This is a genomic window from Virgibacillus necropolis, from assembly GCF_002224365.1.
Taxonomy (GTDB): Bacteria; Bacillota; Bacilli; order Bacillales; family Amphibacillaceae; genus Virgibacillus_F; species Virgibacillus_F necropolis.
The window spans coordinates 1,469,238-1,484,700 of the sequence record NZ_CP022437.1 but is presented as its reverse complement, the minus strand read 5'-3'; the positions used below and the strand labels follow the sequence as shown (position 1 = coordinate 1,484,700).

Sequence of the window (15,463 nt, the reverse complement as noted above, 5' to 3'; positions counted from 1 at the left end):
CTTGCACAGGATGTGCTGACTTCTACGTTGTCCACAGGACGTGGACGGTTTTAGTAGAAGTTCCTCTATGCTTTTAATACGTGAGGACCGGAAAAACTGAGCACTCGAATTACCCCCGAAGCATTACTTCGCACGCAGAAAAAGTGTTCTTCTTTTTCAAGGAACGAAGAAATTCGCCGTTTATCATTTGGTGACTTTTTGAACAACCTCTATTATTTCTCTTTTCCTTGATCAATCATACTTGTTAACCGTTCCGAAAATTCTTCTGCTGCATTGACTCCCATTCGTTTTAAGCGGAAGTTCATTGCTGCAACTTCAATAATGACTGCTAAATTTCGTCCGGGTCTTACTGGGATGACTGCCTTTGGAATGCTAACATCCATAACTTTCATATATTCCTCGTCGAGTCCTAAACGATCATATTGCTTTTTTTGATCCCATATTTCCAAATCGATAATAAATGAGATTTTTTTAAAATTACGAACTGATCCTGCCCCAAACAATGTCATTACATTGATGATTCCTAAACCGCGGATTTCTAATAAATGCTCAATAAGCGGAGGTGAATTACCGATTAGACTATCATAATCCTCCTGACGAATTTCTACACTATCATCAGCAACCAGGCGATGACCGCGTTTCACAAGCTCAAGAGCTGTTTCACTTTTACCAACACCACTTTGCCCAGTTATCAAAACACCAATTCCATAAATATCAACCAAAACACCATGGATTGCTGTCGATGGAGCAAATTTTGCTTCTAAGTAATTCGTTAATCTACTTATCACGCGTGTAGTTTTTCGCGGTGAATGTAAAATTGGTACACCAGATTGGTTAGCAGCTTCAATCATAATAGTTGGGATCTCCATGTCCCGGGTTACTACAATTCCTGGTGTAACATCCGTACAAAGACGTTCAAAACGTTCTCTTTGTAGCTTTTCACTTAATTCCAAGAAATAAGCCATTTCCGTCTTGCCTATTAACTGTAACCGTTCCTCGGGATAATACTTAAAGAAACCGGTAATTTGAATTCCTGGACGTGCAATATCACTCGTTGTTATTTCCCTATGTATACCATCTTTCCCTGCTATTAGTTTTAAATTAAAATTATCTAAAAGATCTCCTGTGCGAACAATTGTCATATTATGTCCCTCCGCTTGATCAAACCTAACTGATTTTCATTGTAGCATATATTTTACAGATGAAGAACGAAAAAATCGCGAGAACTAGAGCCCGCGATTTCTCCTTATCTTCTTATAGTATCTTTTATTAACTGATTTAAGAGTAAATTTAAAATAGAAATGATGATGGATGCGATAAGTGCTATACCGAATCCATTAATGATAAATGCATCTCCCATAAGTACTTGGGTAATCATTAATGTAATAGCGTTAATTACAAATAAGAATAACCCGAATGTCACAAACGTTATAGGTAGTGTCAGTATGATTAGTATTGGCTTAACAATAATATTTAAAATGGAAAGAGTTAAACTCGCAATAAGCGCTGTTCCAAAGCCTTCCAATTGAAAGTCGGCAAATAATTGGGCAACAGCGATCAGTGCAATAGCATTCAGAAATATTGATATAAACCAACGCAAGAACATTAACGTATTTCCTGTTCTTTTGGTATAATAATCATTGCCGCGAAATAAATTAGCAACAATACAAATACGCTCATAATCGTTAGGATTACAAAGACTACTCGTACAATCGTTGAATCGATACTAAAGTATTGAGCTAATCCACCTAAAACGCCCGCAACCATACGATCTGAATTTAATCTCGTTAGACGCTTCATAATTTATATACCTCCTCATTGTTATCCGTCATATTTCCAAATATAAAATCGCTCTTTACCTAATCTTTTTTTCGCTTCTTCTTTTATATCTGCTGCAATTTCAGGATTTTCCCGAAATTTGCCTAATATTCCATCTGCTTGCGATTTATGTGCAGATATAGCTTCCATTTTTTTATCAAAGTAATTGGAAATATCGTTTCGAACATCTGGTTCACCTAAGTCTTCAACAAATGTATTCGTGATTGGCTGTGCCCATACAGTTGGACGACTTTCTGGATCCATTAAACCTACCGCTTCTATTGTTGCAGCACCTAATGCATCATGATCAGGATGTACAGCATGTTCTGGATAATGGGTAATGACTAGACTTGGTTCGATTTCTTCAAGGATACTCTTTAGATTTCTTGCTACTTCCATACGATCCTCAAATTCAAGTGTTTTATCACGGTACCCTAGCATCCGTAGATCTATATCAAGAATTTGGCAGGCTTGAATAAGTTCTTCTTTCCGAATTTCCGCCAATGTTTCTCGATTAGCAAACGTTGGTGAACCCATATTACGTCCCATTTCTCCAAGTGTTCCACATAAATAGGTGACAGGAACTCCTTGTTCGCGAAACTTTGTAATCGTTCCTGAGGCACCAAAAGACTCGTCATCCGGATGTGGGTATATGACTACTACGTGTTTTTCCATTTTATTCACCATTCCTTTTTCTAATTGCGATTTTAATACTTAAACGGTGTTTCACTAATTTCAAGTGATACCATAAGGCGGCCTTCACGGTCATGACCAGCCATTAATAAGCGATTATCATGATCCAATACCCAATCCGTTAGCCCCTCAGCGTAAATCCACCCAAGCTCCATTTTCAATCCTGTTCGATAGGTATTGCCATTTCCAACGATTTTAGCTTGTGAAAAAGTCACCTTAGCATTACGAATATATGCACCCACAGTGTATGCTTTATCATCAAAATGGCTTGCATATGCGCCATTTGTTGTTTCTAAATGCACGTAAACTTCTTTATTGCAGAAGTTTTCTAGTATTTGTTGTACGTTATTTAATTCAATTGGTTTCATCTACTGTTCCTCCCAAAACTACCTTCTCTATTCACCTTACCCAAATCACGAGGACTCGTCAAAAATTTTGTCCTTGCGATGGATTACACTCTTTAGAATTTGTTCAACGTCATACTTGTTTGTTTTACTGTCCGCACGCGTACATTTACTGTCAATTCTCGGCAACTTACTTGCCAAACTAGATACTTTACTGTCCAAAGTCAAATTTTTGTACTAATAAAACGGTAGGCTCATCAACGAGCCTACCGTTTTTCTAAGATCCAACCTTTTCTTTTGCTGCCATGTCTGCTTCCATCCGCTTCTTATCACGCTCAAGGATAGGCTTTAAATAATGCCCTGTATAGGATTCTTCTTGTTCCGCGATATGCTCGGGACTTCCAGTAGCAATGATTTGTCCACCTCGATCGCCGCCTTCAGGACCAAGATCAATAATATGGTCAGCCGTTTTAATCACATCTAAATTGTGTTCAATAATTAAAACAGTATCTCCATTATCAACTAATCGCTGAAGCACCGTTAACAATCGTCTAATATCGTCCACATGTAATCCTGTCGTAGGTTCATCCAAAATATAAAACGACTTTCCTGTTGAACGTCGATGTAGCTCACTAGCTAATTTAACACGCTGCGCTTCCCCACCAGAAAGGGTAGTTGCAGGCTGACCCAGCTTAATATAACCTAACCCAACATCTAATATTGTTTGTAGTTTGCGACTAATTTTAGGTATATTGGCAAAGAAATCAACCGATTCTTCAATTGTCATAGCTAAGATTTCAGCAATACTTTTTCCTTTATATTTCACTTCAAGTGTTTCCCGATTATACCGCTTACCATGACACACCTCACATGGCACATAAACGTCCGGCAGGAAATGCATGGCAATTTTAATGATTCCATCACCACGGCATGCTTCACAACGACCGCCCTTAACATTAAAACTGAAGCGTCCTTTTTTATAGCCTCTTACTTTTGCTTCATTTGTTTGAGCAAAAACATCACGTATATCATCAAATACACCAGTATAAGTTGCTGGATTTGACCGTGGAGTTCGTCCGATTGGTGACTGATCAATATCGATTACTTTTTCGATGTTTTTCAAACCATTAATTTTTTTATGCTTACCGGGTTTATGTTTCCCACGATAAAGCGACTTAGCTAAACCTTTATATAAAATTTCATTGACCAGCGTACTCTTCCCTGAACCAGAAACCCCAGTTACCACCGTCATTAATCCGATTGGAAATTTAGCTGAAACATTTTTCAAGTTATTTTCCTTTGCATCAACAACTTCTACTGCGTTTTTCTTCAGTTTGCGCCGCTTCGTAGGTAAAGGAATATATTTTTTACCAGATAAATATTCCGCTGTTAAGGAGGATTTATTTTTCATAACTTTTTCCGGTGTACCACTTGCTACAATTTCTCCCCCATGTTCACCAGCACCTGGTCCAATATCGATTAAATAATCTGCGGCTAGCATTGTATCCTCATCGTGTTCCACAACGATTAATGTATTGTCTAAATCTCTCATCCGTTTCAATGTTTCAATCAACCGATCATTATCACGCTGATGCAAGCCAATTGATGGCTCATCAAGTACATATAATACACCAGTAAGTGCTGAACCAATTTGTGTTGCTAATCGAATTCGTTGTGCCTCACCGCCTGATAATGTTCCTGCAGCGCGTGACAATGTAAGATAATCAAGTCCTACATTATCTAAGAAATCCAGTCGGTTACATATTTCTTTCAAAATCATATGAGCAATTGTCTTTTCCTTTTCCGACAAATCAAGGTTGGAAAAGAACTCCATCGCTTCTGTAATGGAATAGTCTGTTATCATACTTATGTGCTGATTATTAATCAACACTGCAAGCGCTTCTTCTTTCAAACGATATCCTTTACAGGTTGGGCAATGTTTTTGAGCCATGTATTTTTCTAATTGCTCACGGATGAAATCAGACGATGTATCTCTGTAACGTCGCTCAATATTTTTTAACACACCTTCAAACTCGACATTGTTATCACGAACTGCACCAAAGTCATTTACGTAATGAAAATGAATTTTCTCCTTACCACTACCATATAAAATTCTGTCCATTTGATCTTTTGGCAAGTCTTTAACAGGTGTATTCATATTGATATCATAATGCTTACATACGCTTTTTAAGAGCTCTGGGTAGTATTGCGAACTAATCGGTTCCCAAGCAGCGATTGCATGTTTCTTTAACGATTTGTTCCAATCAGGAATAACTAACTCAAGGTCTACCTCTAAATTCGTCCCTAATCCATCACACGTTGGGCAGGCACCGAATGGACTATTGAATGAAAATAGGCGTGGTTCTAATTCACTAATCGAAAATCCGCAGATAGGACATGCATGATTTTCACTGAATTTCAGTTCTTCCTCACCAATAACGTCTACGATAAGGTTTCCTTCCCCTAGCCTTAAAGCTGTTTCGATTGAATCACCAAGCCTCGTGGCCACACCATCTTTAACCACTATCCGGTCAACTACAACCTCAATCGAATGCTTTTTATTTTTCTCGAGATTGAATTCATCGTTTACTTCCCGCATTTCATTATCTACACGAATTCTTACATAGCCTTCTTGCTTCAAACGCTCGAAGGTTTTTACGTGTTCCCCTTTACGTCCAGAAACAACCGGTGCAAGGATCTGCATCTTTGTTCTTTCTGGATATTCCAGGATACGATCTACCATTTGTTGAACCGTTTGTGAACTGATTTCTATCCCATGTCTTGGACAAGTAGGTCGACCCACCCGAGCGAAAAGCAGGCGTAAATAATCATAAATCTCTGTAACGGTACCAACCGTTGACCGAGGATTTTTGCTTGTTGTTTTTTGATCAATCGAAATAGCCGGTGATAGACCATCAATTGAGTCAACATCTGGTTTATCCATTTGACCCAAAAACTGACGTGCATATGCTGATAATGATTCAACATATCTACGTTGACCTTCTGCATAGATCGTGTCAAAAGCCAGAGAGGATTTACCAGAACCCGACAATCCTGTCATAACAACCAGTTTATTCTTTGGAATAGTTATATCGATATTTTTTAAATTATTTGCTCTGGCACCTTTAATTTCAATTGATTTACTTACCATTTACCTGTCATCCTTCCGCTTTAAGTTCAAGTAAGATATCACGTAGCTCTGCAGCCTTTTCAAAATCAAGTGCTTTGGCAGCAGCTTTCATTTCTTTTTCCATATTTTGAATCGCTTTGCCTTTTTCTTTCTTCGTTAGCTTAGAAAGGCTTTTCGTTTTTTCTTCATATTCGGTTTCATCTTCAGCCACAACAGTAGCTCGAATCACATCACGCACTTCTTTGTTAATTGTTGTAGGTGTAATGTTATGCTCCTCATTGTATGCAGTTTGCTTTTCACGTCTTCTTGTTGTTTCATCAATTGCAACTTGCATCGATTTCGTTATTTTATCTGCATACATCACAACTTCACCATTCTCATTACGCGCTGCACGTCCCATTGTTTGAATTAGAGAGCGCTCAGAACGTAAGAAACCTTCCTTGTCTGCATCCAATATTGCGACAAGGGAAACCTCTGGAATATCAAGTCCCTCACGTAGTAAGTTAATACCTATTAATACATCATATTTACCAACCCGCAGATCGCGAATGACTTCAATCCGTTCCAGGGTTTTAATCTCCGAATGCAAATACGCAACTTTAATTCCAAGTTCTTTTAAATAATCGGTGAGATCCTCTGACATCTTTTTTGTCAGCGTTGTTACCAAGACGCGTTCCTTACGCTCTGATCGTTTATTTATTTCACCAATCAAATTATCGATTTGGCCTTCAATTGGCCGAATGTCTATTTTAGGATCAAGCAATCCTGTAGGGCGAATGATTTGCTCAGTCATATCTGGTGAATGTTCCAGCTCATACGGGCCAGGTGTTGCTGATACGTAAATAAGTTGATTTGTCTTCTCCTCAAATTCCCCGAACCTAAGCGGACGATTATCAAGTGCTGATGGTAACCGGAAACCATGATCTACTAAAACTTGTTTCCGAGCTTGGTCCCCATTAAACATACCTCTGATTTGTGGAAGTGTCGCGTGTGACTCATCTACCACCACTAAGAAGTCATCTGGAAAGTAATCAAACAATGTATATGGGGTGGCGCCTTCCTCGCGTAGCGTTAAGTGTCTTGAATAGTTTTCGATACCTGAACAATAACCCATTTCATGCATCATTTCGATATCATAATTCGTACGCTGTTCAATTCGTTGCGCTTCTAAAAGTTTATTTTCAGATCGTAGCACCTTTAACCGTTCTTCTAGCTCTGCTTCGATATTTTTAATTGCAATTTTCAGCTTTTCCTCCCGTGTAACAAAGTGGGAGGCTGGATAAATAGCAACATGTTCACGATCCCCTATTATTTCTCCAGTTAACGCATCTACCTCACGAATCCGATCGATTTCATCGCCAAAAAATTCAATCCGAATACAGTGCTCTTCTCTGGATGCTGGAATTACTTCTACTGAATCCCCACGCACACGAAATGTTCCACGCTGAAAGTTAATATCATTTCTTGCATATTGTATATCTACTAAATCACGTAGCAATTGGTCCCGATCTTTTTCTATACCCATTCTGAGTGAAAGAACGTGACTTCCATATTCTTCAGGTGAACCCAAACCATAGATACAGGATACACTGGCAACGACCAATACATCGTTCCTCTCAAAAAGGGAGGATGTCGCCGAATGTCGTAATTTATCTATTTCATCATTAATGCTTGCATCTTTTTCAATAAAAGTATCACTAGATGGTACATATGCCTCAGGTTGATAATAGTCGTAAAAACTAACAAAGTATTCTACAGCATTATTTGGAAAAAATTCCTTGAACTCACTATACAATTGGCCTGCTAAGGTTTTATTATGTGCAATAACTAATGTTGGTCTATTTATTTCTGTCAGAACATTTGAAACGGTAAACGTTTTGCCTGTTCCAGTTGCACCTAGCAATGTTTGATGGTTTTGTCCTGCCTTGATTCGTTCAACTAACTCTTTAATAGCTTTCGGTTGATCTCCGCTTGGCTTATATTGGGAAACAAGTTCAAATTTATTTTTCATAAAGCAAGCCTCCGTTCTGATTCCTATCATTAGTTTATCATAGTTGTATAATTATTTTAACATAAACACGAACAAATATTCGATAATTATGATTGCTATCCTATTAACAATAATACCCACTTTATCGTATTTAAAATCGTTCACAAAGGGTTCAATTGTTTATGGCATCATTATCCTCTATAATCGAACATAAGAAGAGCATTAGTTGAAAGGATTTTTATGATGAAAAAACTCTTGTTTCTAGCAATAATCATTGTTTTGCTGAGCGCTTGTGGTAAAAGCGATGAATCCGCACAAAGCACAGATGGTGATATGATTGCCAAACCAATTGATGCGGGACTTGAAGTTCCGAAAAAAGCGGATATAAATGAACCTGTTACATTTTCAGTAACCGTCACCCAAGACGGGGAAGCTGTTAAAGATGCAAACGATATTGAATTTGAGGTTTGGAAAAATGGTGAAAAAGAAGAAAGCGAAATGATCAAGGCAAAACATCAAAAAGACGGTATTTATACTGCCGAAAAAGTATTTAAAGAAAATGGGATTTATTCTGTCCAATCGCATGTAACTGCTCGTAATATGCATACCATGCCTAAGTCTGAAATTACGATTGGGGAAGTAACTGAGGACTCAGCTATGGACCAGAAAAATGCCTCGGAATCTAGTGAAGACCAACACCACCATGGAAACACAACGGTTGACTTTCAACTACCAGAAATGGTTACTGCAAAAGAAGCATCAACCTATGTCACAGTCGTAACGCATAAAGGTACTCCTCTAGAAAATGCACTTGTACGTTTGGAAGTGTGGAAAGATGGTAGTGAAAAACACAATTATGTGAATTTAAATGAATCGGAAACAGGTACCTATCGATCAGAGATGGTACTAGAAGAAAAGGGATCCTACCATATCACAGTTCATGTAGAAAAAGAGGAAATACACACGCACAAGGAATTTAAAATAGAAGTGAAGTAAAAGCATCAGCTACTATGGCTGATGCTTTTACTTTGCATTTTATAGACTTTTACTTGAAGAGGATGTTCAAAAAGTCACCAAATGATAAACGGCGAATTTCTTCGTTGCGCAGTTTTTCCGGTCCTCACGTATTAAAAGCATGAGGAACTTCTACTAAAACCGTCCACGTCCTGTGGACAACGTAGAAGTCAGCACAACACGCGCAAGTCCGGTCCTCAAAATCTTCGCGCCTTGAACTTCTTGTTTCTAATTTACCGACTTTTTGAACACGCACTTGGAGGATACTTGTCCTTTACAAAGATAAGGCCTAACTCATGATGATCGTTTTGATAAAAGGCACTTTGTAATAACCTTACTTCACCAGCAAGATCTAGCACCTCGAGTTTAAAAAATGCTCCACTTTTTTGAAGAAAATAGTAGAATTCATTAACATCACGAATCCGTTTTCCATTTACTTTATTTATTGTTTCACCAATCTGTATTTCAAGTCTGTCTGCAGGTGTATTTGGAATAATTGCAATAACCGTCAACCCACGAAGGTTCCTGCTAAAATAGGATTGTCTTCCACTATCCATCACACGATGTTTATAGCTGATAAACTCACGTCCTAAAATTGCCAAGATAGCTGCAACTATGGATAAACCCCAGAAATAAATACTGCCCACTGCAAGTACTAACACCAGTATTCCTAATACACCAATCTTTTTACCAAGTTGTTTAGCGGCTTTTTCAGGTAATATGCTTTTAACGGAATGATTAAAACCTATTATAAATGGAATTAACAAAAGACTATAAGTTTCGCCGCCCACTGAAATATGTGGCCAATAGGACGCGAATGGAGTGATTAAGCCAGTCGGTACCAATGTGAAAAAAGGGATAATACTTAGCTTTCTAAGGTGATGTAGACCAATCCATTTCCCTCTAGATCCCAATGCTAAATCGGGATAAGCCTCACGCCGCTTGATTCGATATGTTAAAAATGCCTCTACAAGTAGAAATAAACCAATAAGTATGGAAAAACCTACAAAGTTAAGGTCAGTAAACAATTCAGTGTCAACATATGATTGATTTTCAATAATGGTAGGTATAAATAATAGCACTAACAACGTGATTCCTATTGTATAACTTGGAGAAAGCAAGGTAAAACGTAATGTTAAGCTTAATAAAATACTTACTAAACAAATTAAAGCCAATGTTTCATAAGAAAACATGATTCCTACACCAATACAAATTCCCGAAACAAGTATACCTGCTATAATGGAAATGAACCCAGTGCCCTTCCATTCAGAAAAAACATTAAATATTTTTACGCCAAAATTGGTACGTTCCTTCCGAATTCTACGCAGTCCTGCAAATAAGAATAGTATAAAGATCCAGTATGTTAATGGATTTAAAAATAATTTACCTATGCCTTTTATTATTTCGATGCCCCATGCTTCAACCAAATAATCACCTTCCAATAAAACTACTCTACACTCTTTTACGTATTCGCCATAGATCGTTTTCCCCTACGATAACTCAAACACGCATCTACTACTAGTATAGCGCTAATTGCCCTAGAAAAAAATAAAATTCGCGAGTTCCCCCGCGAATTTCCAGTTAATACAAACTATTTAATGCTTTTTCAAGCTGTTTATCATCTTTACCGCTGCTAATTTTTTCAACTATCTTACTTTCAATTAGTCCAGCAGTCTCTTTATCAACTTCACCGGTTACCTCTAAATCAAAGTCAGATTGGAAGCTTTTCACGGCCTCTACTGTTTCTTTATTATAATAACCGTCGTTTCTATCTGGATTATATCCTAACCCACGAAGCATGATTTGAATGTTCTTTATTTTTTCTCCCGTATGATTATAGGTTAATGGTTCCTTTATTTGGATTGGATTCGAGTAATAATAATCAGGTTGTTCTACCTTTATGGTTGGTTTGACACCTTTTTCATGGATCCAATTCCCTTCAGGAGAAAGCCATTTATAAAATGTTAATTTAATGGTACTTCCATCACCGAATGGAATTGCTTTTTGAACCGTTCCCTTACCATAACTCTTTGTACCCACTACGTCATAGCCTGCTTCTTTCATTGCTACGGCAAGGATCTCAGAAGCAGAAGCACTACCTTCATTTACCAATACACTTATTGGGTATGGCTTTTTCTCTTTTAACTGGGAATAATAAGGTGTTTTTTTACCATTCCCGTCTTCAATCTGAACATATGGCATATCTTCAGTTATAAATTGCTTCAATATTTCTTCGACAGACTGTAACAACCCTCCTGGATTGCCGCGAACATCAATAACTAATCCTTCTATTCCATTATCCTCAAGGTCTGAAAGTTGCTTCTTAAAATCTTCAGCTGTTTTCTCAGAAAATGTTGTGATTTCAATTACACCTGTTTTTTTACCGTCAATTGTTTTCATTTCAGAATAAACAGTTTCGAGTGGTATATTATCTCGAGTAAGTGTAACATTAAACGGTTCCGATACACCTGGTCGCTTAATTTCCAGAACAACCTCTGAACCCTTTTTCCCTCTAATTTTCTCAACTGCTTCAAATAAATCAAGACCTTGAATACTTTCATTGTCTACACTTAATACCTGATCATTTGGACGTAATCCAGCTTCTTCTGCAGGTGAATCTTTTATAGGAGCAATGATAGTAACAGTGTCATTAACCATGCTTACTTCAGCACCAATACCTTCAAAAGAAGATTCGATTGTTTCATTGAAGTTCTTCATGGTTTCTACATCCATATATGTACTATAAGGATCTTCAAGTGTATCAAGCATCCCTTGTACTGCTCCTTCTATTAATTGTTGTCCTTCCACATCTTCTAAATAATTTTGTTTAATTAAGTTATAGGCCTGGACAACCTTATCCATATCTTTTGGTTTTTCAGACGGTACATCCTGACCTTCACCTGAATTATTTTGTACAAGTTTCTCTGTATTTTGAGTTTGATTTGATTGTGCTAATTGAACTCCAAAATATGCACCACCGAACCCTAAAATTAGAGCACCAATTAACACCAAAACAATGTGTTGTTTTTTAAAATTCATTGACTCACCCCTATTAACTTTAGACTAATAAGAAAAGCGCTGGAGCTATGCAGCAAAGTTCATGCATCCTGTAATCACCCTATGACATTATCTTATATTTCGTTTATTTATAAAAAGGCATCACACCATAATGTGCGATGCCTTTAATATTATAGTTTATGCCAAACAATTGCAAATACATGCTACTTAATTTAGATATTGTGCTGGGTTAACAGAACTTGAATTTCCTCTGTAAGTGCCAACATGAACTTCAAAATGCAAGTGGGAGCCAGTAGATAATCCAGTGCTACCCATATAGCCGATTATTTCTCCCTGCTCTACGTAACGTCCGCCTCCGATTGCAGTACTAGACATATGTGCATATAGAGTAGTATAGTCAGTGCCTTTTATAGTTCCTGCAACAATAACATGGTTGCCAAATGAACTAGCGTAATTCACAGGCATTGCATAGCCAGAAATTGAAGCATAAATCGGTGTACCTATAGGGCCAGATATATCAACACCAGCATGCAATCTTGAAATTGGTAAAATTGGGTGAGCACGCATGCCGTAGTTAGATACTCGGCTACCAGCTGCAGGCCAAATAAAATTAGCATTGGATGGAGCTGGTTCCTCAGCAAGCTGTTGTAGATTGCTAGACTCTTTCTGAACAGGTTCACTTTCCTTGGTATCCCGTTCTACTGCTTCTTGTTCTGCTGCTTTTTCTTTAGCAGCCTGTTCCGCTGCTCTTTCCTTGGCTGCCTGTTCACGTGCGGCTTTTGCTTTTCTAGCTTTTTCTAGTGCGATTTGTTGTAATCTTGCTATCTCGTCTTCTGCCGCTTTCATAGACTGTTGCAATTCAGCTTCTTGATCATGCAGGTCTAATTCTTTACTCTCAAGAGTTTCTTTATGGTTTTCTAGATTAACATGTTCAGCCTCTAACTGTGCCATTAGCTCTTCTTTTTTAGCTATTTGATCATCTAATTGATTTTTAAGTGAAACTAATTCTTGCTTTTGATCTTTTAATGCCTCTTTTTTACTTACAACTTCTTTTTTCTTCGCTTCTACTTCTCTTTTCTCAGCCATATGTGTTTCCATGATGTTTTTATCTTGGTCCATTATTGTGTTTACCGCAGATGAGCGGCTGACAAAATCTCCAAAGTTTTGTGAGCCAAGAATTACTTCTATGTAACGCATGTCTCCACCATTTTGCTGGATCGTACGTAGACGTTTTTTTAAAAGTTTCTCTCGCTTTTTAATACTTTCTTTCAACTCTTTAATATCAATTTTAAGTTGTTCAATCTCTTTATTTGTATCCGTAATTTCTTGTTCTTTTTCTTGAATGGAAGACTTCGTTTTTGCTAATTTGTCATTAATTTTTTCTATTTCATTTGTTACCTTTTCTTGCTTTGTAAGGTTTGTATTAATATCCTCTTTTGTTTCCTCTTTTTTATGACTAACATCTTTTTGTTTTTCATTTACTTGTTCTTTCTTTGACTCAATCTCATCCATCTTTTTTTTCGCATCTTCAATTGTTGATGCAGAAACAGATTGTATACTTAATAGAGTACTAGTCGTAATTAATACTGCAATTAAAACAAAAGAAATAATTTTATTCATCTCGTATTCTCCTTTTTTCTCTTTTCGAACATCCTCTTTTAACTTGTTCCTTTTAATTTCTTATACTTTTAGGAACTTACGCACGCTCATGACACTTCCCCAAATGCCAATCAATGCTCCTATTGCTAAGACAATTAATGAAAGCTGCCATGCAAATGGATTAAATGGTAATATCTTCACGAAATCAAAATCAATTTGGCCACTAACATAAGTATCTAGGTAATAATAGCCGCCAAGAATAGCTGCTACTGGAATAATAGAACCTAATATCCCTAAAAACATACCTTCAATAAAAAATGGCCATCTGATAAATCCGTTTGTTGCTCCTACTAACTTCATAATTCCAATTTCTTTACTTCGAGCCATAATTGTTAGTTTAATAGTATTTGAAATAAGGAATATAGCAGTAAAGACTAAGCCTGCAATAAGCACTAACCCAATTGTTCTTGCGTATTTATTGAATTCAAATAAGCGTTGTACGACGTCTTTTCCATAATTAACTTCCTGAACTGCATCAAGCGTTTTGATTTCTTTAGCAATACTCATTGTACTAGTAGGGTTTTTCGCTTTAACTACATATACATGGTTAAGTGGATTATCCTGTTCGAAAAGTTGCCATGATTGGCCTTCTTTCCCCATGCTATCAATGAGGCTTTCCAGTTGTTCATCTTTTGAGGAGAAATCAACAGTATCTACTTCATCTATTGCTGTGATCTTATTACCTAACTCATTTATTTGCTCTTCATCCGCCGTTAGATTTATCAACACATTTATTTCTACATCATTTTCTACTTCGGCAGCCATTTGGTTTAAATTAAAAACCAATGCAAGAAATGCCGCTACTAGGATTAACGTTGTTGTTACTGCTCCGACTGAAGCTACTGTCATCCAGCCATTTCTTAAAATATTTTTAATACCTTCTCGAAGGTGTCTTTTTGATGTTCTAAATATCATATCCGTATTCACCTCGATGTTCGTCACGAACAATTAAACCATCTTCAACTGCAATTACTCGTTTTTTGATCGTGTTGACTATTTCCTTATTGTGTGTAGCCATAATAATCGTTGTACCACGTGCATTTATCTCTTCAAACACCCGCATGATTTCCCAAGAGGTATCCGGGTCTAGATTACCAGTTGGCTCGTCCGCGATAACAACTTTTGGATGATTCACAATAGCACGCGCAATTGATACACGTTGCTGCTCCCCACCTGATAATTCATCAGGTAAAAAACGTGCCTTGTTCTTTAATCCTACAAGATCAAGAACATCCATAACACGTTTCTTAATATTACGAGGAGATTCTTGAATAACCTCCAAAGCAAAAGCGATATTTTCAAAGACTGTTAGTTTTGGCAACAATTTAAAGTCTTGAAAAATAACGCCAATGTTTCTTCTTAGATATGGAACTCTCTTTTCTTTAATAGAACTCAAATCTGTTTCATTTATATGAATTGTCCCTCTTGATGGCTTTACTTCGCGGTACATCAATTTGACAAATGTTGACTTTCCAGCTCCACTAGGTCCGACTAAATAAACGAATTCACCTTGTCCTATTTCAATATTAATCCCATTTAGAGCGGTAACCCCATTGGAATATGTTTTATATACATCATTCATTTTAATCATATATGTATCACCTTTTAATTATTATCGTTGTTCTTGCTGCAAGATTCTTCTAGGTAAGTTATCCTTAGCCACAACGTCATTTCGACTTTTTCCGACTAATTCTTTTATAGTATAACATCTTTCAGCCCAAATTTTGGGCATAAAAATATTACATTTGTGTTTCAAAGACCGCCATTCTTTAACCTCCCTGAAATTTTTGTTATACT

13 protein-coding genes are annotated in these 15,463 nt (G+C 37.1%); 1 reads left to right on the top strand and 12 read right to left on the bottom strand.

From position 1 onward, the window contains the following. Window positions 1-212: 212 nt before the first annotated feature. The 7 genes from hprK to uvrB form a co-directional block, all read right to left on the bottom strand. Window positions 213-1,142 carry an HPr(Ser) kinase/phosphatase gene (gene hprK, locus CFK40_RS06825; protein ID WP_089531599.1) on the bottom strand — a complete coding sequence of 310 codons (930 nt, stop codon included), beginning with the start codon at window positions 1,140-1,142 and terminating at the stop codon, window positions 213-215. 104 nt (window positions 1,143-1,246) lie between these two features. Further along, entirely contained in the window at window positions 1,247-1,606 is a 360-nt protein-coding gene (locus CFK40_RS06820) for a phage holin family protein (protein WP_089531598.1), read from the bottom strand. Beyond that, window positions 1,606-1,800, bottom strand: coding sequence for a PspC domain-containing protein (locus tag CFK40_RS06815; RefSeq protein WP_089531597.1), 195 nt, complete (start codon window positions 1,798-1,800; stop codon window positions 1,606-1,608). The genes CFK40_RS06820 and CFK40_RS06815 overlap by 1 nt, the downstream gene beginning before the upstream one ends. 21 nt (window positions 1,801-1,821) lie before the next feature. After that, window positions 1,822-2,493: a bacillithiol biosynthesis deacetylase BshB2 gene (bshB2, locus tag CFK40_RS06810; protein ID WP_089531596.1), complete on the bottom strand. Its 672-nt coding sequence runs from the start codon at window positions 2,491-2,493 to the stop codon at window positions 1,822-1,824. A 32-nt stretch (window positions 2,494-2,525) separates the two neighbouring features. Further along, window positions 2,526-2,879 carry a YojF family protein gene (locus CFK40_RS06805; protein WP_089531595.1) on the bottom strand — a complete coding sequence of 118 codons (354 nt, stop codon included), beginning with the start codon at window positions 2,877-2,879 and terminating at the stop codon, window positions 2,526-2,528. A gap of 253 nt (window positions 2,880-3,132) precedes the next feature. Continuing rightward, window positions 3,133-6,006 carry an excinuclease ABC subunit UvrA gene (gene uvrA, locus CFK40_RS06800; protein WP_089531594.1) on the bottom strand — a complete coding sequence of 958 codons (2,874 nt, stop codon included), beginning with the start codon at window positions 6,004-6,006 and terminating at the stop codon, window positions 3,133-3,135. A 7-nt stretch (window positions 6,007-6,013) separates the two neighbouring features. Continuing rightward, window positions 6,014-7,996, bottom strand: a complete 1,983-nt coding sequence (gene uvrB / locus CFK40_RS06795; protein ID WP_089531593.1) for an excinuclease ABC subunit UvrB — start codon at window positions 7,994-7,996, stop codon at window positions 6,014-6,016. Between the two features lie 219 nt (window positions 7,997-8,215). Here uvrB and CFK40_RS06790 point away from each other — a divergent pair, with 219 nt between their 5' ends. After that, window positions 8,216-8,971, top strand: coding sequence for a FixH family protein (locus CFK40_RS06790; RefSeq protein ID WP_089531592.1), 756 nt, complete (start codon window positions 8,216-8,218; stop codon window positions 8,969-8,971). A 251-nt stretch (window positions 8,972-9,222) separates the two neighbouring features. Here CFK40_RS06790 and CFK40_RS06785 read toward each other — a convergent pair whose 3' ends face one another. From CFK40_RS06785 to ftsE, 5 genes are all read right to left on the bottom strand, one after another. After that, on the bottom strand, window positions 9,223-10,416 hold the full coding sequence (locus tag CFK40_RS06785; RefSeq protein WP_089534314.1) for a PDZ domain-containing protein: 1,194 nt from the start codon (window positions 10,414-10,416) through the stop codon (window positions 9,223-9,225). A gap of 154 nt (window positions 10,417-10,570) precedes the next feature. Beyond that, window positions 10,571-12,028 carry a S41 family peptidase gene (locus tag CFK40_RS06780; RefSeq protein ID WP_089531591.1) on the bottom strand — a complete coding sequence of 486 codons (1,458 nt, stop codon included), beginning with the start codon at window positions 12,026-12,028 and terminating at the stop codon, window positions 10,571-10,573. A 186-nt stretch (window positions 12,029-12,214) separates the two neighbouring features. Continuing rightward, window positions 12,215-13,627 (bottom strand): murein hydrolase activator EnvC family protein, encoded by a 1,413-nt coding sequence (locus CFK40_RS06775; RefSeq protein ID WP_089531590.1) that lies wholly within the window; start codon window positions 13,625-13,627, stop codon window positions 12,215-12,217. A 60-nt stretch (window positions 13,628-13,687) separates the two neighbouring features. Further along, a complete protein-coding gene (gene ftsX, locus CFK40_RS06770; RefSeq protein ID WP_089531589.1) occupies window positions 13,688-14,581 on the bottom strand; it encodes a permease-like cell division protein FtsX in 894 nt (297 codons plus the stop codon). Then, the gene (gene ftsE, locus CFK40_RS06765; RefSeq protein WP_089531588.1) at window positions 14,571-15,257 is read right to left on the bottom strand and encodes a cell division ATP-binding protein FtsE; all 687 of its coding nucleotides are present in this window, start codon (window positions 15,255-15,257) and stop codon (window positions 14,571-14,573) included. The genes ftsX and ftsE overlap by 11 nt, the downstream gene beginning before the upstream one ends. Between the last annotated feature and the right edge of the window lie 206 nt (window positions 15,258-15,463).